Source organism: Sphingomonas sp. Leaf10, from assembly GCF_001421245.1.
Taxonomy (GTDB): domain Bacteria; phylum Pseudomonadota; class Alphaproteobacteria; order Sphingomonadales; family Sphingomonadaceae; genus Sphingomonas.
Genome location: NZ_LMKE01000013.1, coordinates 202,292 through 225,863, shown reverse-complemented (window position 1 = coordinate 225,863; position 23,572 = coordinate 202,292). Strand labels below are relative to the sequence as shown.

The following is a 23,572-nucleotide window of genomic DNA, read 5'->3' as shown; positions in this document are numbered from 1 at the left end:
ATGCTGCAACCAAAGCGCACCAAGTTCCGCAAGGCCTTCAAGGGCCGCATCCATGGCGATGCCAAGGGCGGTACGTCGCTGAACTTCGGGTCGTATGGCCTGAAGGCGATGGAGCCGGAGCGGATCACCGCCCGCCAGATCGAGGCGGCTCGCCGCGCGATCACGCGTCACATCAAGCGCCAAGGCCGCTTGTGGATCCGGATTTTTCCGGATCTGCCGGTGTCGTCGAAGCCTGCCGAAGTCCGCATGGGCTCGGGCAAGGGTTCGCCCGAATTCTGGGTCGCCCGCGTCAAGCCGGGTCGCATCCTGTTCGAACTGGACGGCGTGCCCGGCCCGCTCGCCGCGGAGGCGTTCTCGCGCGCCGCGATGAAGCTGCCGATCGCGGTCAAGGTCGTTGCCCGTCTGGGCGACACCTCGCACCTGGAGGGTTGAAAATGACGAAGGCAACCGATCTTCGCGCCAAGAGCGACGACCAGCTGGTCGAGGAACTGTCGAGCCTGAAGCGTGAGGCGTTCAACCTCCGTTTCCAGGCGGCGACCAGCCAGCTGGAAAAGCCGACCCGCGTGAAGGAAGTCCGTCGCGACATCGCGCGGATCAAGACGCTGCAGGGCGAGCGTTCGCGCTCGGCCGACAAGTAAGGACGAGAGACATGCCGAAGCGTGTGCTGACCGGGATGATCGTCTCGGACAAGACCGACAAGACGGTGGTGGTCAAGGTAGAGCGGAAGGTCAAGCACCCCCTCTACGGCAAGATCATCCGCCGTTCGAAGAAGTATCATGCCCATGACGAGGGCAATGAGTATCGTGAAGGCGAGACCGTGCGCATCGAAGAGACCGCGCCGATCTCGAAGCTGAAGACCTGGAAGGTGATCGAGCGGGTGAACACCCACGCGACGCCGGCGGAAGTCGCAGCCGAGGCGTAAGCCTCACGGGTGGGGTGGTCGTCCTTCCCGCGCAGCGCAACATACTCCCCTCCCTGACAAGGGAGGGGCAGGGGGTGGGTAGGCCCGACGGGGAAAGTGACGTTCCCTCGCAACCCAACCCACCCCCAACCCCTCTTTTGTCAGGGAGGGGAGCGCTGCGGGGAAGGGGGTAACTGTCCCACCCGACGCAATTCCGGGGTCAAACCCGGATGTCACGAACATCTGCGGAAGGGCGCTTGCCTTTTCGCCATGGGGCGGTTATTGGGCCGCTCCCCCCGGCGCGGTATGCCCGCAGCCGGGGGTTCATTTTTCAAGGCGGGGTCCGGTCGGAATCGGCCCCATAGGGAAGGAATCGCATCCATGATCCAGATGCAATCCAATCTCGACGTCGCTGACAACAGCGGCGCGAAGCGGGTGCAGTGCATCAAGGTGCTGGGCGGCTCGAAGCGCCGCACGGCCGGTGTCGGCGACGTCATCGTCGTCAGCATCAAGGAAGCCGCTCCGCGCGGCCGCGTGAAGAAGGGTGACGTGCACCGCGCCGTCATCGTTCGCACTGCCAAGGACATCCGTCGCACCGACGGTTCGGTGATCCGCTTCGACGGCAACGCCGCCGTGCTGGTCAACAAGAACGAAGAGCCGATCGGCACCCGTATCTTTGGCCCGGTGGTCCGCGAGCTGCGCTCGAAGGGCTTCATGAAGATCATCTCGCTCGCCCCTGAGGTGCTGTAATGGCTGCTGCGAAGATCAAGAAGGGCGACACCGTGATCGTCCTGTCGGGCAAGGACAAGGGCAAGACCGGCCAGGTTACCCAGTCGCTGCCCAAGGATGGCAAGGTCGTCGTTTCGGGCGTCAACATCGCCGTTCGCCACAAGAAGCCGAACCAGGCCGACCCGCAGGGTGGTCTGGTGCGTTCGGAAGCGCCGCTGCATGTCAGCAAGGTCGCGCATGTCGTCGACGGCAAGCCGAGCCGCGTGCGCTTCGAAGTGCGTGACGGCAAGAAGGTCCGGGTCGCCGTGAAGGGCGGGGAGGTCATCAATGGCTGATAAGTACACGCCGCGCATGAAGTCGATCTATGACGATCGCATCGTGAAGGCGATGACCGAGAAGTTCGGTTACAAGAACGTGATGGAAATCCCGCGTCTCGACAAGATCGTCCTGAACATGGGCGTTGGCGAAGCGACGCAGGACAAGAAGAAGGTCGAGCAGGCCAGCTCCGAAATGGAACTGATCGCCGGCCAGAAGCCTGTCGTCACGAAGGCGAAGAAGTCGATCGCGCAGTTCAAGCTGCGTGAAGGCATGGCGATCGGCTGCAAGGTCACGCTGCGTCGCGAGCGGATGTACGAATTCCTCGACCGCTTCATCACCATCGCGCTTCCCCGCGTCCGCGACTTTCGTGGTCTGAACCCGAAGTCGTTCGACGGCCGTGGCAACTATGCCTGCGGCATCAAGGAACAGATCGTGTTCCCCGAAATCAACTATGACCGCATCGACAAGGTGCGCGGCATGGATGTGATCGTGACCACCACCGCCAAGACCGACGAAGAGGCTCGCGAGCTTCTGCGTCTGTTCGGTTTCCCCTTCCCGCAGGAAGAGGGCGCCGAGGAAAAGAAGGCGGCGTAACCAATACCGCTCCCCTTCGCCGGGGAGCGGTTTGCGCTTTAACGAAGAGAGCTTAAGTCCATGGCGAAACTGAGTTCCGTGAACAAGAACGAGCGCCGTCGCGCGCTCGTCAAGAAGTTCGCACCCAAATATGCGAAGCTGAAGGCGATCGCAGCCGACCAGTCGCTCGACGAAACCGAGCGTCTGATCGCGCGGCTGAAGATGGCCGAGATTCCCCGCAACGGGAATCCGACCCGCATCCGCAACCGTTGCGAGCTGACGGGGCGTCCCCGCGGCTATTATCGCAAGTTCCGTCTCGCCCGCGTCATGCTGCGTGAACTGGCCAATAAGGGCCTGATCCCCGGCGTCACGAAGTCGAGCTGGTAAGGAACACAGCAATGGCATTGACCGATCCCTTGGGTGACATGCTCACCCGCATCCGCAACGGCCAGCGCGCGCGCAAGGACTCCGTCCTGACGCCTGCCAGCAAGTTGCGGGCCCGTGTCCTCGACGTGCTGCAGCGCGAGGGCTATATCCGTGGCTACAGCGAAGAGCAGATGGGCCCCGCGGCCGGCATCCGCATCGAGCTGAAGTATTTCGAAGGCCAGCCGGCGATCAAGCACGTCGCGCGCGTATCGAAGCCTGGTCGTCGCGTCTATTCCGGTTCGCAGGAACTGCCGAAGGTGCGCAACGGCCTTGGCATCACCATCGTCTCGACGCCGCGTGGCGTTCTGTCCGACGCCGAAGCGCGCGAACAGAATGTCGGTGGCGAAGTGCTCGCGGAGGTCTTCTGATGAGCCGAATCGGTAAGAAGGCAGTCCCGGTTCCGGCCGGCGTGACCGCCAACATCGCAGGGCGCGAGCTGAGCGTTAAGGGTCCGAAGGGAACGCTGACGCTGCCGCTGGCCGACGACATCGCCTATGCCGTCGAAGGCGACACCATTTCGGTGCAGCCGGCGAACGAAACCAAGCGCGCTCGCGCGTTCTGGGGCATGCAGCGCACGCTCGTGCAGAACCTGATCACCGGCGTGACCACTGGCTTCACCAAGAAGCTGCTGATCACCGGCGTCGGCTATCGCGCCGCGGCCCAGGGCAAGAACCTGAAGCTGCAGCTCGGCTACAGCCACGACGTCAACATCGACGTGCCGGAAGGCATCGAGATCAAGACGCCCGATCAGACCACGATCGAAATCAGCGGGATCGACAAGCAGAAGGTCGGTCAGATCGCTGCCGAGATCCGTCGTTGGCGTAAGCCCGAGCCGTATAAGGGCAAGGGCATCAAGTACGACGGCGAGTTCATCTTCCGCAAGGAAGGGAAGAAGAAGTAATGACCAAGGGTCTCTCCCTCTTCGAGAAGCGCCGTCGGCGCAATCGCACCGCGCTGAAGGCGCGTTCGGGCGGCCGTGCGCGGCTGTCGATCCATCGTTCGGGCAAGCACATCTATGCCCAGGTCATCGACGACGCAGCGGGTCACACCGTTGCCGCCGCTTCGACCCTGGAAAAGGACGTGCGTGGCACCTCGGGCGCGAACATCGATGCCGCCAAGGGCGTCGGTACCCGCGTTGCGGAAGCGGCCAAGGCCGCCGGCGTGACGCAGGTCGTGTTCGACCGTGGCGGCTTCCTGTTCCACGGCCGCGTCAAGGCGCTGGCCGAGGCAGCCCGCGAAGCCGGATTGGAGTTCTAAGACATGGCTGACGAAAACAATCAGGCCGAAGCACCCGCCGTCGAGCAGTCGACGCAGGGTGGCGAGCAGCCGCAGGGCCGTGGTCCGCGCGGTGGTCGTGGTCGTGGCGGCCCCGGTGGTCCCGGTGGCGGTCGCGGTGGCCGTGACGGCAATCGTGGCGGTCGGCGCGACGACCGTCGTGGCGGTCCGGACGATGGTGGCGAAGAGCTGATCGAAAAGCTCGTGCACATCAACCGCGTGTCGAAGACCGTTAAGGGCGGCAAGCGCTTCGGCTTTGCTGCGCTCGTTGTCGTCGGTGACGGCAAGGGTCGCGTCGGTTTCGGACATGGCAAGGCGCGCGAAGTGCCGGAAGCCATTTCGAAGGCGACCGCCGCTGCCAAGAAGGCGATGGTTCGCGTTCCGCTCAAGGATGGTCGCACGCTGCACCATGACGGCAACGGTCACTTCGGTGCCGGTCGCGTGACGCTGCGTTCGGCTCCGGCCGGTACCGGCATCATCGCCGGCGGTCCGATGCGCGCCATCTTCGAATCGCTCGGCGTCGCCGATGTCGTGACGAAGTCGGTGGGCACGTCGAACCCGTACAACATGATCCGTGCGACCTTCGAGGCGCTGAACGACCAGTCGTCGCCGAAGGCGGTGGCTCAGCGTCGCGGCAAGAAGATCGCCGACCTGCTGGGTCGTGGTGGATCGCAGACCGCCGAGGCTGACGCCGCGGCGATCGTGGAGTAAGCGACATGGCTACCGTCAAGATCACCCAGACCGGTTCGCCGATCCGCCGCACCAAGGATCAGCGCGCAACGCTGATCGGTCTCGGCCTCAACAAGATGCACAAGACCGTGGAACTGACCGACACCCCCGAGGTGCGCGGCATGATCCGCAAGGTGCATCACATGGTGTCGGTCGAAGGCTGAGGCCTTTACCTTTACCGGTGACAAATGCGGGGAAGGGGGCTAAGCGGCCCCCTTCCTCATTTATTCAGCGCGAACATAGCGAAAGCGAGTGCACACATGAAACTCAACGAAATCCGCGACAACGAAGGCGCCCGCAAGAGCAAGATGCGCGTCGGACGCGGCATCGGCTCGGGCAAGGGCAAGACCGCCGGCCGTGGCCAGAAGGGCCAGAAGAGCCGCGAAGGCGTCTCGATCAACGGCTTCGAGGGCGGTCAGATGCCGCTCCACATGCGGATCCCGAAGCGCGGCTTCAACAACATCTTCGCCAAGGACTATGCCGAAGTGAACCTCGGCGCGATCCAGAAGGCGGTCGACGCCGGCAAGATCGAAGCCGGTGCGACCCTCGATCACGCCGCGCTGAAGGCAGCGAACCTGGCCCGCGGCGGCAAGGACGGCGTCCGCCTGCTCGGCAAGGGCGAGCTGAACGTGAAGTTGGCCTTCACCGTTGCCGGTGCGTCGAAGTCGGCGATCGAAGCGGTCGAAAAGGCCGGTGGTTCGGTGTCCGTGATCGAAGTCGTCCCCGCGCACGAAAAGGCCGCCGCCAAAAAGGGCAAAACGCTCGCCGCCAAGAAGGCTGCACACGCGTAAGGTTCCCACCCGCTCGGTTCGAGCAGCTTCGAGTATCGTCGAGAAGCGTCCGTCGAGAACTCCCGCCCGGCGGAACCGCGTTCTCGATACGCGCTCTCGACAAGCTCGATCGCTACTCGAACCGAACGGGATGAACTAAAGGGGGTAGGGTAAACCACCCCTTAGACATCCCGGCCGCAACCCCTATATGGTCGCCCGGGGGGTGGGCTGATGGCCCGCCAGCATCATTCGGGACATATCCATGGCAGCCGCCTCAGACGGTCTTGCGACCAATCTCAATCTGTCGAAATTCGGTAAGGCGACCGAACTGAAGAAGCGCCTGTGGTTTACGCTCGGAGCGCTGATCGTGTTCCGCATGCTGAGCTATGTGCCGCTGCCGGGCATCGACCCGACGCAGCTTGGCCTGCTCGCCAACCAGACGCAGGGCGGCGTTCTCGACTTCTTCAACACTTTCTCTGGCGGTGCGCTGACGCGCATGTCGGTCGTCGCGCTGGGCGTCATGCCCTATATCACCGCGTCGATCGTGGTGCAGCTCGCGACCTCGCTCAGCCCGCAACTCGCCGCCATCAAGAAGGAAGGCGAATCGGGCCGCAAGAAGCTCAACCAGTACACGCGCTACGGCACGGTCGCGCTGACCGCGATCCAGGGCTATACCATCGCCGTCGGCCTCGAAGCGTTCGGCGCCTCGGCCGGAGCGCAGGCAGTGATCGAGCCGGGCATGACCTTCCGCATCGCGGCGGTCATCTCGTTGATCGGCGGCACCATGTTCCTGATGTGGCTGGGTGAGCAGATCACCAGCCGCGGCATCGGCAACGGCATCTCGCTGATCATCATGGCCGGCATCGTCGCGCACCTGCCAACGACGCTGCTCCAGCTGTTCGAGGGCAGCCGTTCGGGTACGATGAACCCGCTGACGCTGATCGGCATCATCGCCGCCGTCGCCGGCCTCGTCCTGTTCATCTGCTTCATGGAACGCGCGCAGCGCCGCATCCTGATCCAGTATCCCAAGCGTCAGACGGCGCGCGGCGTACAGGCCGATCGCAGCCACCTGCCGCTCAAGATCAACACCGCGGGCGTCATTCCGCCGATCTTCGCCTCGTCGCTGTTGCTGATGCCGGTGACGATCACGCAGTTCGCCGGGCAGGCGACGGCGGGGGAAAGCCGCTGGGGCGACTTCATCATCACGCTCAACCAGTATCTGGCGCATGGCCAACCGCTGTACATGCTGCTGTACGGCGCGGGCATCGTGTTCTTCTCGTTCTTCTACACCGCGATCGTCTTCAATCCCGAAGAGACCGCCGACAACCTGAAGCGCTATGGCGGGTTCATCCCCGGCATCCGCCCGGGCAAGAATACAGAGAATTATTTCGATTATGTCCTGACCCGGATCACGGTCATCGGTGCGGCCTATCTGGTCATCATCTGCCTGTTGCCCGAATATCTGGTTTCGGCACTGTCGATTCCCTTCTATCTCGGCGGCACCAGCCTGCTCATCGTGGTCAACGTTACGATGGACACGGTGACGCAGATCCAATCGCATTTGCTGGCGCACCAGTATGGCGACCTCATCAAGAAGGCGAAGCTCAAGGGCGGCAACCGCATCCGCGGTTGATCGGTCCATCGGGGCATAAGGGGGCAAGCTATGGATATCATCCTTCTCGGACCGCCCGGCGCAGGCAAGGGGACGCAGGCGGCCCGTCTGGAAGCGCGCGGCATGGTCCAGCTGTCGACCGGCGACATGTTGCGCGCTGCGGTGAAGGCGGGCAGCCCGGTCGGGTTGCAGGCGAAGGCGGTGATGGATGCCGGCGAACTGGTATCCGACGCGATCGTCTCGGCGCTGATCGGTGAGCGGCTCGATCAGCTCGGTGACCAGGGTGCGATCTTCGACGGCTATCCGCGTACTGCGCCGCAGGCCGATGCGCTCGACCTGCTGCTCGAACATCGCGGTCGCAAGCTGACCCATGTCATCGAACTGGTCGTCGATGAGGATGCGCTGGTCGAACGGATCGTCGGCCGCTTCACCTGCGGCAATTGCGGGGCGGGCTATCACGACCGCTTCAAGCAGCCGGCGGTGGCCGGCGTGTGCGACGCGTGCGGCGCGACCGAATTCAAGCGGCGCCCCGACGACAACGAGGCGACGGTGCGTACCCGCATGGTCGAATACCGGGCAAAGACGGCGCCGATCCTGCCGCTCTACGAGGCGCGTGGTATCGTTCACCGCGTCGACGGCATGGCCGACATGGACGACGTGACGACGCAGGTCGCGGCGATCCTCGACAAGTAAGAGGCGGGAAGCGCCACGCTTCCTCCGCCATATACATCACCCCAGCGAAGGCTGAGGTCTCCCCGTTGGACGAGCGTAGCGTGCATCCCGTGGAGACCCCGGTCTGCGCTGGGGTGACGTTTGTAAGGAAGGACGTAGTCGCGCGCTTTGATCCGCGCACGTCCTATCCCGAATTTGGCTCCGCCCACCGGTTGACAGGGTAGGAATCGGTCCGTATCAGCGCACTACCCCGACATACCGGTTACGGCGGCGCTTTTGCGCGTTCGCCGCGATCGTGCGTGACGGGCGGCAACGCTACGAGATGAGGGGCCGCTGCCATGCGGTGCCTCGTGGAGCTGGGAGAATTTAGTTCATGGCACGTATCGCGGGTGTTAATATCCCGACCAACAAGCGCGTAATCATCGCGCTGCAGTATATCCACGGCATCGGTCCGGCCAAGGCCAAGCAGTTGACCGATCAGCTGGGCATCACCGCCGAGCGTCGCGTGCAGGACCTGAGCGATCAGGAAGTGCTCCAGATCCGCGAAGCGATCGACGCGAACCACACCGTGGAAGGTGACCTGCGTCGCCAGACCGCGATGAACATCAAGCGTCTGATGGATCTGGCTTGCTATCGCGGCCTGCGTCACCGCAAGGGCCTGCCGGTCCGCGGCCAGCGCACGCACACCAACGCGCGCACCCGCAAGGGTAAGGCTAAGCCGATCGCGGGTAAGAAGAAGTAAAAAACAGTCCCGGGGGATTGTTTTTGACTTCTTCTCCGCCGGAGGCGGGTGTGAGGCAGACCGCCTCCCGGCCTCCGTACCACGCTATACAGGTCAGGATTACCAATAATGGCACGTGAACCGCAGCGCCTTCGCCGTCGCGAGCGCAAGAACATCACCGCCGGCGTCGCCCATGTGAACGCCAGCTTCAACAACACCATGATCACCATCACCGACGCGCAGGGCAACGCGATCTCGTGGTCGTCGGCCGGCATGATGGGCTTCAAGGGCTCGCGCAAGTCGACCCCGTATGCCGCGCAGGTCGCTGCCGAGGACGCCGGCCGCAAGGCTGCCGATCACGGCGTGCGCACGCTCGAAGTCGAAGTGAAGGGCCCGGGTTCGGGTCGTGAATCGGCGCTCCGCGCGCTCCAGGCCGTCGGTTTCCAGATCACGTCGATCCGCGACGTGACCTCGATCCCGCACAACGGCGTGCGTCCGTCGAAGCGTCGCCGCGTCTGATCCGTGCCTGCCGCCTCGCCGGGTTCGTCCGGCGGGGCCGTTCTTTCATGGCGCGGACCCGTCCTTTCCGCGCCGCCAAGCTAGGGGAAGCCCGTGTCCGTCAACGCTAAGAACTGGCAGGAACTCAAGAAGCCGAGCGGCCTCGAGAAGAAGCCGGGCGGCGATCCCAAGCGCCGTTCGACCTTCGTCGCGGAACCGCTCGAGCGCGGGTTCGGCCTGACGCTCGGCAACGCGCTGCGTCGCGTGCTGCTGTCGTCGCTGCAGGGCGCCGCCGTAACCTCGATCAAGATCGAGAATGTCCTTCACGAATTCTCCAGCCTTGCCGGCGTCCGCGAGGACGTGACCGACATGGTGCTGAACGTGAAGCAGATCGCGCTGAAGATGCAGGGTGAAGGCCCGAAGCGTCTCCAGCTGTCCGTCACCGGTCCGGCCGAAGTGAAGGCCGGCGACATTGCCGTCACCGGCGATATCGAGGTGATGAACCCCGATCTGGTGCTGTGCCACCTCGACGATGGCGCGACGCTCAACATGGAACTGACCGCGGACGTCGGTAAGGGCTATGTGCCCGCCGCCGGCAACCGTCCAGCCGACGCGCCGATCGGACTGATCCCGGTCGATGCGCTGTATTCGCCGGTCCGTCAGGTAAGCTATAAGGTCGAGAACACCCGCGTCGGGCAGGAACTCGATTACGACAAGCTGACGCTGACCGTCGAGACCGACGGCACCGTGACCCCGGAAGACGCGCTGGCCTATGCCGGTCGCATCCTTCAGGACCAGCTGGCGCTGTTCGTCCACTTCGACGATTCGGCCCTGCCGCGTGCGGCCGCCGTCGGCACGCAGGTGGCAGCACCGCAGGCCGAAGGTCAGGGCGATACCGCGCAGATCAACCGCTACCTGCTCAAGAAGGTCGACGAACTCGAACTGTCGGTTCGTTCGGCCAACTGTCTCAAGAACGACAACATCATCTATATCGGCGACCTGGTCCAGAAGACCGAAGCCGAGATGCTGCGCACCCCGAATTTCGGCCGCAAGTCGCTGAACGAAATCAAGGAAGTGCTGTCGTCGATGGGCCTTCGCCTCGGCATGGACATCCCCGGATGGCCGCCCGAGAACATCGAAGAGATGGCGAAGAAGCTCGAGCAGGAGATTATGGGCTGATTTTGCACCGGGGCAGGCGAGCCTGCCCCGGAGACAAAACCGGCCCGGCCGGCGAGCTTTTAGCTCGTCCGACGACACGGGCTTCGCCCGTGTCCAATCCGGCAACCGAACACGCGGCAAGTGTGAACTTAGTGAACTTTGCCGCGAACAGGCGAACCGGTGGCGGCCTCCAACAGCCACCTGCTCTGGGGATTCCGTGACACGGCCCCATAACGAACGAAGGAAATACCCATGCGTCATCGCGTCGGCGGCCGTAAGCTGCAACGTACCTCGGCCCATCGTATTGCGCTGTTCCGCAACATGTCGGCCGCACTGATCAAGCATGAGCAGATCACCACCACCGTCGCCAAGGCGAAGGAACTGCGTCCCTATGTCGAAAAGCTGATCACGCTGGCGAAGAAGGGTGGCCTGTCGAACCGTCGTCTCGCGCACGCTCGTCTGCTCGACGATGCGCAGCTGACCAAGCTGTTCGACGTGCTGGCGACCCGCTATGCCGATCGCAACGGCGGCTACACCCGCATCATCAAGGCCGGCATCCGCGCGTCGGACGCTTCGCCGATGGCGATCATCGAATTCGTCGATCGCGACGTATCGGCAAAGGGCCAGGATTCGGGTCCGGTCGTGAGCGAAGAGGATTTCGACGAAGCCGCCTGATCGGCGTTTCGTTTCGAGAGACAGGGAAGGGCGGTCGTACTTCGGTACGGTCGCCCTTTTCCGTTGCGGCCAGTACCATTGTCTCTTGGGGTTGCGCGTGATGGCGCAGCGCCTATCGTGCACGGTAACACCGGATACCGGTCCGGCCGCCTGCCCATGGAGCAACGATGTACCGCCATGCCCTTGTCGCGATTGCCTGCCTGATGACCAGCACGACCGCCCTTGCCCAAAGCATCGCCTATCCCCACACCCGCGCCGTCGATCAGTCGGATGAACAGTTCGGGGTGAAGGTCGCCGATCCCTATCGCTGGCTCGAAAACGACGTCCGCAACGATGCCGAGGTTGCCGCCTGGGTCGCTGCCGAGAACAAGGTGACCGACGCCTATCTGGCGACGCTGCCCGGCCGCGATATCTTCAAGCAGCGCTTGACCAAGCTGTTCGACTATGAGCGCTTCGGCGTTCCGTATCGCGAGGGTGGCCGCTATTTCTACAGCCGCAATTCGGGGCTGCAGAACCAGTCGGTGCTGTATGTCCGCGACAGCCTGAACGGGCAGGGGCGGGTGCTGATCGATCCCAATGGCTGGTCGAAGGACGGCGCGACCGCGCTTGCCGAATGGGCTCCGTCGAAGGACGGCAAGAAGCTGCTCTATTCGATCCAGGACGGTGGTAGCGACTGGCGCAAGCTGCGGGTGCTCGATGTCGATACCGGCAAGACGCTCGACGACCAGATCGACTGGGTCAAATACGGTCTGATGGCGTCGTGGGTGAAGGACGGATCGGGCTTCTATTACGCCCGCTTCCCGACGCCCGAAAAGGGGCAGGAGTTCCAGAGCCAGAACCTGAACTCGCAGGTCTATTTCCATAAGCTCGGTACGCCGCAGAGTGCCGACCGGCTGATCTACGAACGGCCTGACCAGCCGCGCTATACCTTCTATCCCGGCATCACCGATGACGGCCGCTGGCTGATCATCTCGACCAGCGGCCCCGGCGATCATACCGAGATCGCGGTACTCGACCTGACCAGGCCGGACGACAAGCCGCGGATGATCGTCAACACCGACAATGTCGATTGGTCGACGATCGGATCGAAGGACAGCACGCTGTACCTGACCACCACGCAGGGCGCGCCGCGCCTGCGCGTCGTGACGCTGGACATGGCCGCCGCGAACCCCAGCCCCAAGGAAGTGGTGGCGGAAGAGAAGGCGGTGCTGAACGGCGCATCGCTGGTCGGTGGGCGGATCATGGCCGCCTATCTGGTCGACGCCAAGACAGAGGTGAAGCGCTTCACGCTGGACGGCAAGCCCGATGGCAGCATCCAACTGCCCGGCATCGGCACGGTCGGTGGCGTCGGTGGCGAACTCGACAACAATGAAGGCTTCTTCGCCTTTTCCAGCTTCGCCACCCCGACCACCATCTATCGCTACGACGTCGCTACGCGGCAGGTCACGCCTTGGGCCACGCCCAAGGTCGCGTTCGATCCGGGGCGGTACGACGTCCGTCAGCGTTTCTATGCGTCGAAGGACGGGACGAAGGTTCCGATGTTCATCGTCAAGCGCAAGGACGTGACCAAGCCCGCGCCGACCCTGCTATACGCCTATGGCGGCTTCAACGTGCCGATCCTGCCGGGCTTCTCGCCGGGGCGCATCGCATGGCTCGAACAGGGGGGCGTGCTGGCAGTCGCGAACATTCGCGGCGGCAGCGAATATGGCAAGGAATGGCACGACGGCGGCAAGCTGCTGAACAAGCAGAATGTGTTCGACGACTTCATCGCGGCGGGCGAAGACCTGATCGCGCAGGGCGTCACCGGCAAGGGGCAGTTGGCGATCCAGGGCGGGTCGAACGGTGGCCTGCTGGTCGGCGCCGTCGTCAACCAGCGTCCCGACCTGTTCGCGGCAGCCTTGCCGGCAGTCGGCGTGATGGACATGCTACGCTTCGACCGCTTCACCGCCGGTCGCTACTGGGTCGACGATTACGGCGTGCCGGCCAAGGAAGCCGATTTCCGCAACCTGCTCAGCTACTCGCCCTATCACAACGTCAAATCGGGCGTGACCTATCCGGCTATCCTCGCGACCACCGCCGACACCGACGACCGCGTCGTGCCCGGCCATACGTTCAAATACACCGCGATGATCCAGTCGAAGGACATCGGGCCGAAGCCGCATCTGGTCCGCATCGAAACCCGCGCCGGCCATGGATCTGGCAAGCCGACCGACAAGGTGATCGAGGAAACCGCCGATCTGTGGGCGTTCATCGCCAAATGGACCGGCATGCAGGTCAAGCCGATCAACTGACGCGTTCCGGTTCACGCGGGCGGGGCCGTCCCGTCCGCGTGAACCGCTTTCCTCTTGTCCATGTCCCCGCTATCGGAACGCGCATGAACGAGACCCCCGACTCCATCCTGATCGTCGACTTCGGCAGCCAGGTGACGCAGCTCATCGCGCGTCGCGTGCGCGAGGCCGGCGTCTATTCCGAAATCGCCCCGTTCCAGAAGGCCGAGGAAGCGTTCGAACGGATGCAGCCCAAGGGCGTGGTCCTGTCGGGCGGTCCCGCATCGGTCTGCGACGAAGGATCGCCACGCGCGCCGCAGGTCATCTTCGACTCCGGCGTGCCGGTGTTCGGCATCTGCTACGGCCAGCAGGTCATGACCCAGCAATTGGGCGGCAATGTCGAGAAAGGCCATTCGGGCGAGTTCGGCGAAGCCTATATCGAGGTCGGCGACGACTGTGCGATGTTCGACGGCCTGTGGGAAAAGGCCGAGCGGCATCAGGTGTGGATGAGCCATGGCGACAAGGTCACCGCGCTCGCCCCCGGTTTTCGCACCGTCGCGACCAGCCCCGGCGCGCCCTATGCGGTCGTTGCCGATGACGATCGCCGCTATTACGGCGTGCAGTTCCACCCGGAAGTCGTGCACACGCCCGATGGCGGCAAGCTGATCGCCAACTTCGCCCGCCACGTCTGCGGTCTGGCCGGCGACTGGACGATGGCCGAGTTCCGTCAGGCGAAAATCGCCGAGATCCGCGAACAGGTCGGCGATGGCAAGGTCATTTGTGGCCTGTCGGGCGGGGTCGATTCGTCGGTCGCCGCGCTGCTGATCCACGAAGCGATTGGCGAGCAGCTGACCTGCGTGTTCGTCGACGGCGGCATCCTACGCGCGGGCGAGGCCGAACAAGTCGTCAGCCTGTTCCGCGGCCATTACAACATCCCGCTGGTCCATGTGGATGCGCAGGACCTGTTCATGGACGGTCTGGCCGGCGTCACCGACCCGGAGGCCAAGCGCAAGTTCATCGGCAAGACCTTCATCGACGTGTTCGAAGCCGAAGCCAACAAGCTGGGCGGCGCGCAGTTCCTTGCGCAAGGCACGCTCTATCCCGACGTGATCGAAAGCGTCAGCTTCACCGGCGGTCCGTCGGTGACGATCAAGAGTCACCACAATGTCGGCGGCCTGCCCGAGCGGATGAACATGGCGCTGGTCGAACCGCTGCGCGAACTGTTCAAGGACGAGGTCCGTGCGCTGGGTCGCGAGTTAGGCCTGCCCGACGTGTTCGTCGGCCGTCATCCGTTCCCCGGACCCGGCCTCGCCATCCGTATTCCGGGCGAAGTGACCCGCGAACGCTGCGACATTCTCCGCAAGGCCGATGCGATCTACCTCGAGGAAATTCGTAACGCCGGGCTGTACGACACGATCTGGCAGGCTTTCGCCGTGCTGCTGCCGGTACGCAGCGTCGGGGTGATGGGCGACGGCCGCACCTATGACAACGTCCTCGCCCTTCGCGCGGTGACCTCGACCGACGGCATGACCGCGCAGGCGTTCCAGTTCCCCGGCGACTTCCTGCCCCGCGTCGCGACCCGGATCATCAACGAGGTGAAGGGCATCAACCGCGTCACCTACGACTATACCAGCAAGCCGCCCGGCACGATCGAATGGGAATGATCCGGAGAGACGATCGTCCGGGGGACGATCGGCCCCGGATTATTCGTCCCGCGCAAGCGGGGTGCTGACACGGACTCAAATCGTCTGGGGACGATCGGCCCCGGATCATCTGACCTTGGCAATCCGCAGGCTTGCCAAGCCTGCCGAGGGTTTCAGCCGACCGACACCGCCTCCGGCTGCATGATGACGCTGTTCGCGGCCACATCCTGCAACAGCCAGACATTGCCACCGATCACCGCCCGGTCGCCGATCGTCACCCGCCCGAGGATCGTCGCCCCGGCATAGATGACGACATCGTCGCCGACGATCGGATGCCGGGCGATGCGCTCGGCGAACGGCCCGGTCGCCGAACGGGGTTGCGACCGATGGGGGGTACGCGCACCCAGCGTGACATGCTGATACAGCCGGACCCGTGCGCCGATGACGGCGGTCTCGCCGATCACCACACCCGTACCGTGATCGATGAAGAAGCCCGGTCCGATCGTCGCACCGGGATGGATGTCGATGCCGGTGCGCTCGTTCGCGATCTCCGACACGATCCGCGCGACGATCGGCACGCCGAGCGCGTCCAGTTCATGCGCCAGCCGGTGATGCAGGATCGCGACCGCACCCGGATAGCAGATCAAAATCTCGTCGACACTGCGCGCTGCCGGATCGCCACGAAAGATCGCAGCGACATCGGTGTCGATCAGCGCCCGTACCCGCGACAGCGTGCCGGCGAACAATCGCAGGATTTCGGCCGGACGGCCGGGTGCGAAATCGATCGCCGAAACATCCTGCCAATAGGCGAATTCGGCCCGGATCGCTTCGTCCAGCAACGTGAAGGCCACTTCCAGCCGCTCGGCGACGAAGCGGTCCTCGCCTGTCGGATCACCCGAAAATCCCCCGATCCGTCCGGGGAACAGCGCGTGCGACAGCAGTTCGACCGCACGTATCAGTGTTGCTCGCGATGGAAAGATCGCCGGTTGCTGGCGGCTGGGCTGCGCCTGTCGCCATGCCATGCGCGCGCTCGACAGGGCGCGGGTCGCGTGATCAATGATGCGGCGGCGATCGTCGTCGGGCTGGGGCATGCGGTTCTGTTCGCGATAAAAGGGCCGGGAGTCATGACGACGCCCGGCCGAGGTTACGCTTAGGGAGCTACCAAAGCGTCGTGGACACCACGCCGAAGCGCGGCGAAACTCAAAGGCCGGAGGTGTTGCCGGTCGCGTTCAGCGTTGGGTCGGCGACCACGCCGTTCAGCGCCGGATCGGTCGCGAACGTGCTATCGTTAGCCACGACAGCATCGTTGCCAAACGCAACATCGTTCGCCAGCGGCTCGTCGACCGACGTCAGGTTCGTCTCGATCGAGGTGTTGGCGTCGGCGGTGTTGGCCGGTTCGCTGCCTGAGCAGCCGGCAAGCCCGACCAACGCGAATGCCGCCAGCGGTGCGATGAATTTCGTCAAACCCGATCTCCCTGTTCGCCGCCGCCGGGGCGGCCGTTGCCAAGCCACTTGTACGCCGCAGGCAAGGGGAGACTATAATCCCATTACTTTAGTAGGGTAATGTTCGTCTATCATCGCGGCACGAACGGGCGAGGGCGCATGTGTGCCCCGACAGCGTGGACGATCATAAAAGGACGGTGCCAGTGTCAGCTGATCGGGGTGGTGGAGCTGAGGGGAATCGAACCCCTGACCTCTGCAGTGCGATTGCAGCGCTCTCCCATCTGAGCTACAGCCCCGCCCCTCATCCGGCATAGCCGGGGTCGCTCCTGTAGCTGGCCGTTCGTGCCGATGCAACGGGTCTCGCGCACCGCTCCCGACAAAATCTCGACCTGCGACCTATCGTGTCGGCAACGCTCTTCGTCGCGGGGGATCACCCGTGTTGGAACCAACCGCAGGGTCGGTGCTTGTTCGTGTACGACATGGCAGCCCGCGCTGCCGCGCCGCGATAACATGAACCATCTGCAGGAGATTTTCATGGGCTATGATCGCTATTCGGGACGCGACGATTCGTCGTGGAACGACCGGTCGGGAGACGACGGACGCTGGCGGAACCGCGACGATCAATCGCGCAGCAGCTATGGCGGCTCGCAGGGCTATGGCGCGCGCGGCTACGGTTCGGGCCGGTCGCGGGGCTATGGTGAGCAGAATTCCGGCGGTTCGTCATGGGACCACGACGATCGCGACGAAGGCCGCAGCCGCGACTATTATGGTGGTTCGTCGGGCGGTGGTCGTTCCTATGGCTCGACCTATGGCGCAGACCGCAACCGGGGTTACGGCAGTCGCGACGTCGAACAGAATGATCGCGGCTCGAGCAGCTACGGGTCGCAGGGTGGCCGCTATCAGGGCAGCTATGCCAGCGACGGGCACCGCTTCGCCGATTATCGTGACAATGGCGACAACCGCTTCGGCGGCAATGATCGCGAACGCAACCGCAGCGATGACCGCTATCGGGCCGACCGCAACCAGAATCGCGACAATCTCGACTATGATGCCGAAGATCGCGGTTTTCTGGCGCGTGCCGGAGACGAGGTTCGCTCGTGGTTCGGCGACGACGAAGCGGAGCGCCGCCGCGAGCGTGATCAGCGCTATGACGAGCGCATGGCCCGTTACGACGACCGTCACGGCGACCACGCCTATCGGTCGTGGCGCGATACGCAGGTCAGCGCGTTCGACCGGGACTATGACGAATATCGGCAGGAAAACGCGACGCGTTTCCAGAACGAGTTCACCGCATTCCGCACCGAACGCCAGACGCAGCGTGACAGCCTGAGCAAAGTCACCGAGCATATGGAAGTGCTGGGTTCCGATGGTGAGCATGTCGGGACTGTCGACAAGGTGCGCGGCGACCGCATCATCCTGACCAAGAACGACGTCGATGCCGGTGGCCATCACCACTCGATCCCGTCGCGCTGGGTCGATTCGATCGATGACAAGGTCAAGCTGCGCAAGAGCGCCAGCGAAGCCAAGAAGGCTTGGCGCGACGAAGAGGAACAGCAGGCGATGTTCGGCCAGTCGTCGTCCCAGCGCGGCTACGGCAACGACCGGTTTGGCAACGACCGCAACAGCGGCACCAATCGCACGGCGGGCCAATATGGCAGCGGATCGACCGCGACCACCGGGCAGGCGCTGGGGTCGGGCAGCTCGACGACGGCCGGTACCGGTATCGGTGGCACGACCGGGAGCGGAACGACGGCAAATTCGTCCGGCGACAGCGACACGAACCTCAATCGCAGCTTCCCCGGAACCTATTGATCGGTTCGCAGCGGCGACAGGCGGAGGGGGTCGGGAAACCGGCCCCCTTTGCTTTGCCCGTCATCCGCACTAAGTTGCGCAACGAAACTGATATGGAGATCTGGATATGGCGAACGCGTGGCATCTGGTGCGGCGGCCGAACGGAATGCCGGTGGCGGAGGATTTCGCACTCCGCGACCTGCCGACACGCGAACTGGCCGAGGGTGAAGTGCGTATCGCCAATCGCTGGCTGTCGGTCGACCCCTATATGCGTGGGCGGATGAACGACGTGAAAAGCTATGTGCCGCCTTTCGCACTGGATGCGCCGATGGACGGTGGTGCGGTGGGCGAGGTGATCGAGAGCCGTGCGCCCGAGCTACCGGTCGGCACCCGTGTCCAGCATATGGCGGGGTGGCGTGACGAGGCGATCGTCCCGACCAAGGGCGTGCAGAAGCTGCCCGAGGGCGACATTCCCGAACAAGCCTATCTGGGTGCGCTGGGACTGACCGGCATGACGGCTTGGTTCGGGCTGCTGGCGGTCGCCGATGCCAAGCCGGGCGAGACGGTGTTCGTCTCGGCAGCGGCGGGCGCGGTCGGCTCCTCGGTCGTCCAGATCGCCAAGGCCAAGGGCATGACGGTCATCGGATCGGCGGGCGGCAGCGAAAAGACCGACTGGGTCCGCTCGCTCGGTGCCGACCACGTCATCGATTACAAAGGCGGCGTGCCGCTGGTGAAGGCGCTGGGTGCCGCCGCACCGGACGGCATCGACGTCTATTTCGACAATGTCGGTGGCGAGCATCTCGACGCCGCTCTGGCGCACGCCCGACAGGGCGCGCGCTTCGCGATTTGCGGGATGATCGATGGCTATAACGCATCGGAGCCGACCAGCCTGCGCTATCTGATGCGCGTGATTGCGGCGCGGATCCGGATGCAGGGCTTCATCGTCAGCGACTTCATGGGCCGGATCGGCGAGTTCCATCAGGGAATGGGCGATATCGTCGCCAGCGGCAATTTCCAGCGCGAGGAAACGGTGGTCGAGGGGCTGGCAAAGACACCCGACGCCTTCCTCGGCCTGTTCAGCGGCCAGAACAAGGGCAAGATGCTGGTGAAGCTTTAAAATCCTCCGGCGCGGGGAGGGGGTATCTGCAAACGGTGACGCCGGATTTGCAGTCAGCCCCCTCCACGCGTCGGGGAAAACCTCAGTGTAGCTTCGCGATCTTCAGTCCGTCTTCCTTGGCACGCTGCTTGATCGATTCCTCGCTGCGCGTCAGTGCCTTGGCGAGCGCCTTCAACGCCATGCCCTTGGCGGCGAGTTGGTGAAGCTTCTGGATTTCATCGGGCCGCCAGGGCTGGCGGTGACGTTCGAATTTTTCTGCCATGACGTCTCTCCTAACGACCCCGCGCCAAGCGGACCAGCGCCGCATCGATTGCTTGCAGGAAGCGTGAGCGATCGGTCTTCGCGAACGGCGGCGGCCCGCCCAGTTGCTCGCCACCGGCGCGCAGATCGGCCATGATCGCCCGCGTCGCGATCGCACCGCCGATCGACGCGCCGGTGAACGGCTTGCCATTGGGCGCGATGACCGTCGCCCCGGCCTTCAGACAGCGATCGGCGAGCAGGATGTCGGCGGTCACCACCACGCAGCTTTTGTCGGCGGCCTCGGCGATCCAGTCGTCGGCCGCGTCGAACCCGTCCGACACCACCACCCGTTCGACCCAGGGTACCAGCGGCACGCGCATATGGCTGTTGCTGACGATCGCCACTTGCGCACCATGCCGTTCGGCGACACGATATACTTCGTCCTTCACCGGGCAGGCATCGGCATCGACCAGGATGCGGATCATGGTTCGATCGGGCCGGTCTCGATCACCTCGATCGCATCGGTCCGCCCGCCGAAATCGGCGGTCTCGCCCGCCATCAATCCCATCAGCGCCATGGCGAGCGGCGCGGTGAAGGGGATGCGCCCCGCCGCCGGATCGGCTTCGTCGCTGCCGACTAGTTCGATCGTCTTGACCTGTCCGTTCAACCGATAGGTAACGCGCGATCCGAACGCGACCTCGTCGTCGGGGATCGGCGCAATCTCGGCAGTCGAATGCCGCGTCCGCCAATAGCGCAGGTCGCGCTTGATCGCGGTCGTCCGCTCGGCATCGCCCTCCGCCCCGGCCAGTTCGCCCTCCAGCCGTTCGACCTGCCCGGCCATCGCCGCCAGCCCGCGCCGCGTGACCAGATTGGGTCCGGGCGGCAGCGGCAGTTCGAAGCGCGGTTCCTTATGTTCGTCGTCATCTTCGCGGCGGAACGCAACGCTCATCAAATCGCCCCCGAGAAGGTGTCGCACTGCGCCGGGTCGCCGGTGTCATAACCGCGCTTCAACCAATAGGCGCGCTGCGCCGACGTGCCGTGGGTGAAGGTCTCGGGCGAGGCGCTGCTCCCTTGCAGCGTATCATCACCGATCGCTTCGGCGGCGGTCAGCCCTTCCTGAAGATCGCCCGGTTCCATCCGGCCGCTCCGCTTGCCCCAGACGCCGGCATAGCAATCCGCCTGCAACTCCAGTCGCACCGACTGCGCATTGCCCTGCGCCTTGGGCAGCGTCTGTTGCGCACGGCTGACCGCTTCGGCCTGTCCGGTCAGGTTCTGGATATGATGGCCGACCTCGTGCGCGACGACATAAGCCTGCGCGAAGTCGCCACGCGCACCGAACTTCTGCGACAATTCGCGGAAGAAGCTCGTGTCGAGATACACGCCACGATCGGGCGGGCAATAGAATGGCCCCATTGCCGACTGCGCCGCGCCGCAGCCCGACTGTGCGCCGCGCTGATAGAAGTTCAGCGTCGGGGCGGGATAGCGTTGGCCCTGTTGTTGGAAGATCTGGCCCCAGACCTGTTCGGTCGATGCCAGCACGCGACAGGCGAAAAGCTCTTCGGCAGTATCGCATGGGACATTGCCCTGCGCCGATCCCTGCTGCGTGGTCGGCGCCTGGCTGCCACCCGTCAGCAATCCGCCGCCGCCAGAGAACATCATGAAGGCGATGGCGATGACGGCAATGACACCGATCGTTCCACAGCCCAGACCGCGCCCAAGCAATAGCGGCAGGAACCCCAAGAGGTTCAACCCGCCGCCACCGCCGCCGCCCTGACCGAGGTCGCGCACATTGCTGGATGGATCGAGATCGTCGAGGCGCATGGGCGGCGGTCCGTTCGTTGAAGCTGCGTATTGAAATGCGCGAAACGCCACCTGCGTTGCAACCGGTCCGCATGAAATCGGTTGTACGGGCGTTGAACCTGCTTCGTATAACGCGCAAAGTGTCTTTGATGGCCGAAGCCGATCCCTGCCTGCGCCGACAATCCCCGCCCGGCCTGCCGCTCCCCGACTGTGTCGCGCTGGTGTTGCAGGGGGGCGGCGCGCTTGGCAGCTATCAGGCCGGAGTAATCGAGCGGCTCGACGAAACCGGGATCGAGGTCGATTGGGTCGCGGGGATTTCGATCGGCGCGATCAACGCCGCGATCTTTGCCGGCAACCCGCCCGAATGCCGCGTCGATCGTCTCCGCGCCTTCTGGCAACAGGCGGCGGGCGTGCTGCCATGGTTCCCGATCCTGCCCGACGACCGGGTCCGCGAATGGGTGCATGAATGGTCGGCGGGCGTGGTGCTGGCGACCGGCGTGCCCGGCTTCTTCCGCCCGCGTGGCATGGCACCGCAATTCGCCGCGCCCGGCACACCCGCCGCGCTCAGCTATTACGATACCGCGCCGCTGCGCGACACGCTCGACCGGCTGGTCGACTGGGACCGGGTCAATGACGGGCCGGTGCGGCTGTCGGTCGGTGCGGTCGATATCGAAAGCGGCAATTTCGTCTATTTCGACAGTGCGCGCGAACGGCTGGATGCGCGGCACGTCATGGCGTCGGGGGCACTTCCGCCGGGCCTGCCGCCGGTCGAGATCGACGGACGTTGGTATTGGGATGGCGGACTGGTGTCGAATACGCCGCTGACCCACATCCTCGATCATCAGCGCGATCCGATGCTGGTGTTCCAGGTCGACCTGTTCTCCGCCGAAGCAACCCTGCCCCGCACGATCGACGATGTCGTCGCCCGCGAAAAGGAAATCCGCTTTTCCAGCCGCACGCGCCAAGTGACCGCCGAACGGCTGCGCCTGCGGCAGGAGCGTGAGATGATCCGGCGGTTGGTCGCCAAGCTGCCGGTCGAACTGCGCGACGATGCCGATGTCCGCGCGCTGGAGGCGATGGCCGACGAACATCCCCTTAGCCTCGTGCACCTGATCTACCGCGCCAACCGCTGGGAGGGCGGCGCGCGCGACTATGAATTTTCGGCACGCGCGATGCAGGAGCATTGGGCGGCGGGGCGCGCGGCCATCGCCGACACGCTCGCCAATGCCCGCGTCGTCGCCGAAAATATCCTCGACGGTCGGACCGCCGCGTTCGACCTCACCCCGCATCTCCATCAACGCCAAGGATAGCCATGTTCCTGAAGGGCAAGACTGCGATCGTCACCGGTTCCACCTCGGGCATCGGCCTCGCCTATGCCAAGGCTTTCGCCGCCGAGGGCGCGACCGTCGTCATCAACGGCTTCGGCGACGAAGCGAAGATCGAGGCCGAACGCGCCGCACTGGCGCAGGCGAGCGGTGCCGAGGCGCGCTACGACCCCGCCGACATGACCAAGCCCGACCAGATCGCTGCGATGGTCGACAAGGCGGCGGCGGAGTTCGGATCGGTCGACATCGTCGTCAACAATGCCGGCATCCAGCATGTCGCGAAGATCGAGGAGTTTCCGATCGACAAATGGGACGCGATCCTCGCGATCAACCTGTCCTCGGCCTTCCACATGATCCGCGCTGCGGTCCCACATATGAAGAAGGGCGGCTGGGGTCGGATCATCAACACCGCCTCGGCGCACAGTCTGGTCGCCAGCCCCAACAAATCCGCCTATGTAACCGCCAAGCACGGTCTGGCCGGGCTGACCAAGACGGTTGCCCTTGAAGTCGCTACCTTCGGCATCACGGCCAATTGCATCTCGCCCGGCTATGTCTGGACCCCGTTGGTCGAGCAGCAGATCCCCGACACCATGGCGTCGCGTGGCCTTACCCGCGAGCAGGTGATGAACGACGTGCTGCTGGCGGCGCAGCCGACCAAGGAATTCGTCACGTCGGAGCAGGTCGCCAGCCTCGCGCTGTACCTTTGCCGTGACGAGGCGAAGGCGATCACCGGCGCCAACCTGTCGATCGACGGCGGCTGGACCGCGGCATGATTACGGCATGAAGCGGAGCGCGTGCATCGCCGGGCTGATGCTTGGCCTGTCGACCGGCGGCTGTGGCGGCGGGGCGGGCGTGGCGTCGGCCGGCACCGCCCCATCGACCCCCGCCG

General features: G+C 64.4%; 31 protein-coding genes and 1 tRNA gene. 25 read left to right on the top strand and 7 right to left on the bottom strand.

The features are described 5' to 3' along the window. The 21 genes from rplP (at position 1) to guaA (ending at position 14,988) form a co-directional block, all read left to right on the top strand. Positions 1–432: a 50S ribosomal protein L16 gene (rplP, locus tag ASE59_RS11755; protein ID WP_055790394.1), complete on the top strand. Its 432-nt coding sequence runs from the start codon at positions 1–3 to the stop codon at positions 430–432. A gap of 2 nt (positions 433–434) precedes the next feature. Beyond that, on the top strand, positions 435–638 hold the full coding sequence (rpmC, locus tag ASE59_RS11750; protein WP_056456258.1) for a 50S ribosomal protein L29: 204 nt from the start codon (positions 435–437) through the stop codon (positions 636–638). Positions 639–649: 11 nt separating this feature from the next. After that, positions 650–922 carry a 30S ribosomal protein S17 gene (rpsQ, locus tag ASE59_RS11745; RefSeq protein WP_055763313.1) on the top strand — a complete coding sequence of 91 codons (273 nt, stop codon included), beginning with the start codon at positions 650–652 and terminating at the stop codon, positions 920–922. Between the two features lie 360 nt (positions 923–1,282). Beyond that, positions 1,283–1,651 carry a 50S ribosomal protein L14 gene (gene rplN, locus ASE59_RS11740; protein ID WP_055996097.1) on the top strand — a complete coding sequence of 123 codons (369 nt, stop codon included), beginning with the start codon at positions 1,283–1,285 and terminating at the stop codon, positions 1,649–1,651. Beyond that, positions 1,651–1,965 (top strand): 50S ribosomal protein L24, encoded by a 315-nt coding sequence (gene rplX / locus ASE59_RS11735; RefSeq protein WP_056456256.1) that lies wholly within the window; start codon positions 1,651–1,653, stop codon positions 1,963–1,965. Before rplN ends, rplX begins: the two co-directional genes overlap by 1 nt. After that, positions 1,958–2,542 carry a 50S ribosomal protein L5 gene (gene rplE / locus ASE59_RS11730; RefSeq protein WP_055996091.1) on the top strand — a complete coding sequence of 195 codons (585 nt, stop codon included), beginning with the start codon at positions 1,958–1,960 and terminating at the stop codon, positions 2,540–2,542. Before rplX ends, rplE begins: the two co-directional genes overlap by 8 nt. Positions 2,543–2,602: 60 nt before the next feature. Further along, positions 2,603–2,908 carry a 30S ribosomal protein S14 gene (gene rpsN, locus ASE59_RS11725; protein WP_055756896.1) on the top strand — a complete coding sequence of 102 codons (306 nt, stop codon included), beginning with the start codon at positions 2,603–2,605 and terminating at the stop codon, positions 2,906–2,908. An 11-nt stretch (positions 2,909–2,919) separates the two neighbouring features. Next, complete coding sequence (rpsH, locus tag ASE59_RS11720) at positions 2,920–3,315, top strand: 30S ribosomal protein S8 (protein WP_033921102.1); 396 nt, start codon at positions 2,920–2,922, stop codon at positions 3,313–3,315. Continuing rightward, positions 3,315–3,848: a 50S ribosomal protein L6 gene (gene rplF / locus ASE59_RS11715; protein WP_056394562.1), complete on the top strand. Its 534-nt coding sequence runs from the start codon at positions 3,315–3,317 to the stop codon at positions 3,846–3,848. The genes rpsH and rplF overlap by 1 nt, the downstream gene beginning before the upstream one ends. Beyond that, on the top strand, positions 3,848–4,204 hold the full coding sequence (gene rplR, locus ASE59_RS11710) for a 50S ribosomal protein L18 (RefSeq protein ID WP_056456253.1): 357 nt from the start codon (positions 3,848–3,850) through the stop codon (positions 4,202–4,204). The genes rplF and rplR overlap by 1 nt, the downstream gene beginning before the upstream one ends. A 3-nt stretch (positions 4,205–4,207) precedes the next feature. Beyond that, a complete protein-coding gene (gene rpsE, locus ASE59_RS11705) occupies positions 4,208–4,933 on the top strand; it encodes a 30S ribosomal protein S5 (protein ID WP_056456251.1) in 726 nt (241 codons plus the stop codon). 5 nt (positions 4,934–4,938) lie between these two features. Continuing rightward, complete coding sequence (rpmD, locus tag ASE59_RS11700) at positions 4,939–5,115, top strand: 50S ribosomal protein L30 (RefSeq protein ID WP_055996081.1); 177 nt, start codon at positions 4,939–4,941, stop codon at positions 5,113–5,115. 96 nt (positions 5,116–5,211) lie between these two features. Continuing rightward, positions 5,212–5,742 (top strand): 50S ribosomal protein L15, encoded by a 531-nt coding sequence (gene rplO, locus ASE59_RS11695; RefSeq protein WP_056456249.1) that lies wholly within the window; start codon positions 5,212–5,214, stop codon positions 5,740–5,742. Between the two features lie 241 nt (positions 5,743–5,983). Next, a complete protein-coding gene (secY, locus tag ASE59_RS11690) occupies positions 5,984–7,354 on the top strand; it encodes a preprotein translocase subunit SecY (protein WP_056456247.1) in 1,371 nt (456 codons plus the stop codon). 30 nt (positions 7,355–7,384) lie between these two features. Further along, positions 7,385–8,026, top strand: a complete 642-nt coding sequence (locus ASE59_RS11685) for an adenylate kinase (RefSeq protein WP_056456245.1) — start codon at positions 7,385–7,387, stop codon at positions 8,024–8,026. Positions 8,027–8,378: 352 nt separating this feature from the next. Beyond that, on the top strand, positions 8,379–8,747 hold the full coding sequence (rpsM, locus tag ASE59_RS11680; protein WP_056456243.1) for a 30S ribosomal protein S13: 369 nt from the start codon (positions 8,379–8,381) through the stop codon (positions 8,745–8,747). A gap of 108 nt (positions 8,748–8,855) precedes the next feature. After that, entirely contained in the window at positions 8,856–9,245 is a 390-nt protein-coding gene (rpsK, locus tag ASE59_RS11675) for a 30S ribosomal protein S11 (RefSeq protein WP_055763349.1), read from the top strand. Positions 9,246–9,338: 93 nt separating this feature from the next. Then, on the top strand, positions 9,339–10,403 hold the full coding sequence (locus tag ASE59_RS11670) for a DNA-directed RNA polymerase subunit alpha (protein WP_056456241.1): 1,065 nt from the start codon (positions 9,339–9,341) through the stop codon (positions 10,401–10,403). 231 nt (positions 10,404–10,634) lie between these two features. Then, complete coding sequence (gene rplQ / locus ASE59_RS11665) at positions 10,635–11,057, top strand: 50S ribosomal protein L17 (RefSeq protein WP_056456239.1); 423 nt, start codon at positions 10,635–10,637, stop codon at positions 11,055–11,057. Positions 11,058–11,224: 167 nt separating this feature from the next. Beyond that, complete coding sequence (locus ASE59_RS11660; protein WP_056456237.1) at positions 11,225–13,348, top strand: prolyl oligopeptidase family serine peptidase; 2,124 nt, start codon at positions 11,225–11,227, stop codon at positions 13,346–13,348. An 83-nt stretch (positions 13,349–13,431) separates the two neighbouring features. Beyond that, positions 13,432–14,988 carry a glutamine-hydrolyzing GMP synthase gene (gene guaA / locus ASE59_RS11655; RefSeq protein WP_056456235.1) on the top strand — a complete coding sequence of 519 codons (1,557 nt, stop codon included), beginning with the start codon at positions 13,432–13,434 and terminating at the stop codon, positions 14,986–14,988. A gap of 152 nt (positions 14,989–15,140) precedes the next feature. Here the strand turns inward: guaA and epsC are convergent, their stop codons facing one another. The 3 genes from epsC to ASE59_RS11640 all read right to left on the bottom strand — a co-directional run bounded on the left by epsC (position 15,141) and on the right by ASE59_RS11640 (position 16,706). Continuing rightward, positions 15,141–16,058, bottom strand: coding sequence for a serine O-acetyltransferase EpsC (epsC, locus tag ASE59_RS11650; RefSeq protein ID WP_082458302.1), 918 nt, complete (start codon positions 16,056–16,058; stop codon positions 15,141–15,143). A 109-nt stretch (positions 16,059–16,167) separates the two neighbouring features. Continuing rightward, positions 16,168–16,431, bottom strand: coding sequence for a hypothetical protein (locus tag ASE59_RS11645; RefSeq protein ID WP_056456232.1), 264 nt, complete (start codon positions 16,429–16,431; stop codon positions 16,168–16,170). Positions 16,432–16,630: 199 nt separating this feature from the next. After that, positions 16,631–16,706, bottom strand: a tRNA-Ala gene (locus tag ASE59_RS11640). Between the two features lie 214 nt (positions 16,707–16,920). Here ASE59_RS11640 and ASE59_RS11635 point away from each other — a divergent pair. Both ASE59_RS11635 and ASE59_RS11630 read left to right on the top strand, forming a co-directional pair. Continuing rightward, positions 16,921–18,222: a DUF2171 domain-containing protein gene (locus ASE59_RS11635; protein WP_056456230.1), complete on the top strand. Its 1,302-nt coding sequence runs from the start codon at positions 16,921–16,923 to the stop codon at positions 18,220–18,222. A gap of 106 nt (positions 18,223–18,328) precedes the next feature. Next, entirely contained in the window at positions 18,329–19,318 is a 990-nt protein-coding gene (locus ASE59_RS11630; protein WP_082458300.1) for an NADP-dependent oxidoreductase, read from the top strand. A gap of 82 nt (positions 19,319–19,400) precedes the next feature. Here the strand turns inward: ASE59_RS11630 and ASE59_RS11625 are convergent, their stop codons facing one another. From ASE59_RS11625 to ASE59_RS11610, 4 genes are read right to left on the bottom strand one after another with little or no spacing between them, the layout of a single operon-like run. Beyond that, positions 19,401–19,580, bottom strand: coding sequence for a hypothetical protein (locus ASE59_RS11625; protein WP_056456228.1), 180 nt, complete (start codon positions 19,578–19,580; stop codon positions 19,401–19,403). A 10-nt stretch (positions 19,581–19,590) separates the two neighbouring features. After that, positions 19,591–20,043: a YaiI/YqxD family protein gene (locus tag ASE59_RS11620; RefSeq protein ID WP_056456226.1), complete on the bottom strand. Its 453-nt coding sequence runs from the start codon at positions 20,041–20,043 to the stop codon at positions 19,591–19,593. Then, complete coding sequence (locus tag ASE59_RS11615) at positions 20,040–20,507, bottom strand: GreA/GreB family elongation factor (RefSeq protein WP_056456224.1); 468 nt, start codon at positions 20,505–20,507, stop codon at positions 20,040–20,042. The genes ASE59_RS11620 and ASE59_RS11615 overlap by 4 nt, the downstream gene beginning before the upstream one ends. Then, a complete protein-coding gene (locus tag ASE59_RS11610) occupies positions 20,507–21,379 on the bottom strand; it encodes a neutral zinc metallopeptidase (RefSeq protein WP_056456222.1) in 873 nt (290 codons plus the stop codon). Before ASE59_RS11610 ends, ASE59_RS11615 begins: the two co-directional genes overlap by 1 nt. A 128-nt stretch (positions 21,380–21,507) precedes the next feature. Here ASE59_RS11610 and ASE59_RS11605 point away from each other — a divergent pair, with 128 nt between their 5' ends. Continuing rightward, complete coding sequence (locus ASE59_RS11605) at positions 21,508–22,668, top strand: patatin-like phospholipase family protein (RefSeq protein WP_056456220.1); 1,161 nt, start codon at positions 21,508–21,510, stop codon at positions 22,666–22,668. Positions 22,669–22,670: 2 nt separating this feature from the next. Further along, the gene (locus ASE59_RS11600) at positions 22,671–23,456 is read left to right on the top strand and encodes a 3-hydroxybutyrate dehydrogenase (RefSeq protein WP_056456218.1); all 786 of its coding nucleotides are present in this window, start codon (positions 22,671–22,673) and stop codon (positions 23,454–23,456) included. Positions 23,457–23,572: the final 116 nt, after the last annotated feature.

Coding starts and splice junctions, on each gene's coding strand:
- rplE (WP_055996091.1), top strand. CDS start 1,958: ATGGCTGATAAGTACACGCCGCGCATGAAGTCGATCTATGACGATCGC.
- secY (WP_056456247.1), top strand. CDS start 5,984: ATGGCAGCCGCCTCAGACGGTCTTGCGACCAATCTCAATCTGTCGAAA.
- ASE59_RS11600 (WP_056456218.1), top strand. CDS start 22,671: ATGTTCCTGAAGGGCAAGACTGCGATCGTCACCGGTTCCACCTCGGGC.
- epsC (WP_082458302.1), bottom strand. CDS start 16,058: ATGCCCCAGCCCGACGACGATCGCCGCCGCATCATTGATCACGCGACC.
- rpsQ (WP_055763313.1), top strand. CDS start 650: ATGCCGAAGCGTGTGCTGACCGGGATGATCGTCTCGGACAAGACCGAC.
- ASE59_RS11605 (WP_056456220.1), top strand. CDS start 21,508: ATGGCCGAAGCCGATCCCTGCCTGCGCCGACAATCCCCGCCCGGCCTG.
- ASE59_RS11635 (WP_056456230.1), top strand. CDS start 16,921: ATGAACCATCTGCAGGAGATTTTCATGGGCTATGATCGCTATTCGGGA.
- rplO (WP_056456249.1), top strand. CDS start 5,212: ATGAAACTCAACGAAATCCGCGACAACGAAGGCGCCCGCAAGAGCAAG.
- rpsH (WP_033921102.1), top strand. CDS start 2,920: ATGGCATTGACCGATCCCTTGGGTGACATGCTCACCCGCATCCGCAAC.
- rplX (WP_056456256.1), top strand. CDS start 1,651: ATGGCTGCTGCGAAGATCAAGAAGGGCGACACCGTGATCGTCCTGTCG.
- rplR (WP_056456253.1), top strand. CDS start 3,848: ATGACCAAGGGTCTCTCCCTCTTCGAGAAGCGCCGTCGGCGCAATCGC.
- ASE59_RS11620 (WP_056456226.1), bottom strand. CDS start 20,043: ATGATCCGCATCCTGGTCGATGCCGATGCCTGCCCGGTGAAGGACGAA.
- ASE59_RS11685 (WP_056456245.1), top strand. CDS start 7,385: ATGGATATCATCCTTCTCGGACCGCCCGGCGCAGGCAAGGGGACGCAG.
- rpsN (WP_055756896.1), top strand. CDS start 2,603: ATGGCGAAACTGAGTTCCGTGAACAAGAACGAGCGCCGTCGCGCGCTC.
- rpsK (WP_055763349.1), top strand. CDS start 8,856: ATGGCACGTGAACCGCAGCGCCTTCGCCGTCGCGAGCGCAAGAACATC.
- rplN (WP_055996097.1), top strand. CDS start 1,283: ATGATCCAGATGCAATCCAATCTCGACGTCGCTGACAACAGCGGCGCG.
- rpsM (WP_056456243.1), top strand. CDS start 8,379: ATGGCACGTATCGCGGGTGTTAATATCCCGACCAACAAGCGCGTAATC.
- ASE59_RS11615 (WP_056456224.1), bottom strand. CDS start 20,507: ATGAGCGTTGCGTTCCGCCGCGAAGATGACGACGAACATAAGGAACCG.
- rplP (WP_055790394.1), top strand. CDS start 1: ATGCTGCAACCAAAGCGCACCAAGTTCCGCAAGGCCTTCAAGGGCCGC.
- ASE59_RS11625 (WP_056456228.1), bottom strand. CDS start 19,580: ATGGCAGAAAAATTCGAACGTCACCGCCAGCCCTGGCGGCCCGATGAA.
- rpmD (WP_055996081.1), top strand. CDS start 4,939: ATGGCTACCGTCAAGATCACCCAGACCGGTTCGCCGATCCGCCGCACC.
- guaA (WP_056456235.1), top strand. CDS start 13,432: ATGAACGAGACCCCCGACTCCATCCTGATCGTCGACTTCGGCAGCCAG.
- ASE59_RS11630 (WP_082458300.1), top strand. CDS start 18,329: ATGGCGAACGCGTGGCATCTGGTGCGGCGGCCGAACGGAATGCCGGTG.
- rpsE (WP_056456251.1), top strand. CDS start 4,208: ATGGCTGACGAAAACAATCAGGCCGAAGCACCCGCCGTCGAGCAGTCG.
- ASE59_RS11610 (WP_056456222.1), bottom strand. CDS start 21,379: ATGCGCCTCGACGATCTCGATCCATCCAGCAATGTGCGCGACCTCGGT.
- ASE59_RS11660 (WP_056456237.1), top strand. CDS start 11,225: ATGTACCGCCATGCCCTTGTCGCGATTGCCTGCCTGATGACCAGCACG.
- rpmC (WP_056456258.1), top strand. CDS start 435: ATGACGAAGGCAACCGATCTTCGCGCCAAGAGCGACGACCAGCTGGTC.
- rplF (WP_056394562.1), top strand. CDS start 3,315: ATGAGCCGAATCGGTAAGAAGGCAGTCCCGGTTCCGGCCGGCGTGACC.
- rplQ (WP_056456239.1), top strand. CDS start 10,635: ATGCGTCATCGCGTCGGCGGCCGTAAGCTGCAACGTACCTCGGCCCAT.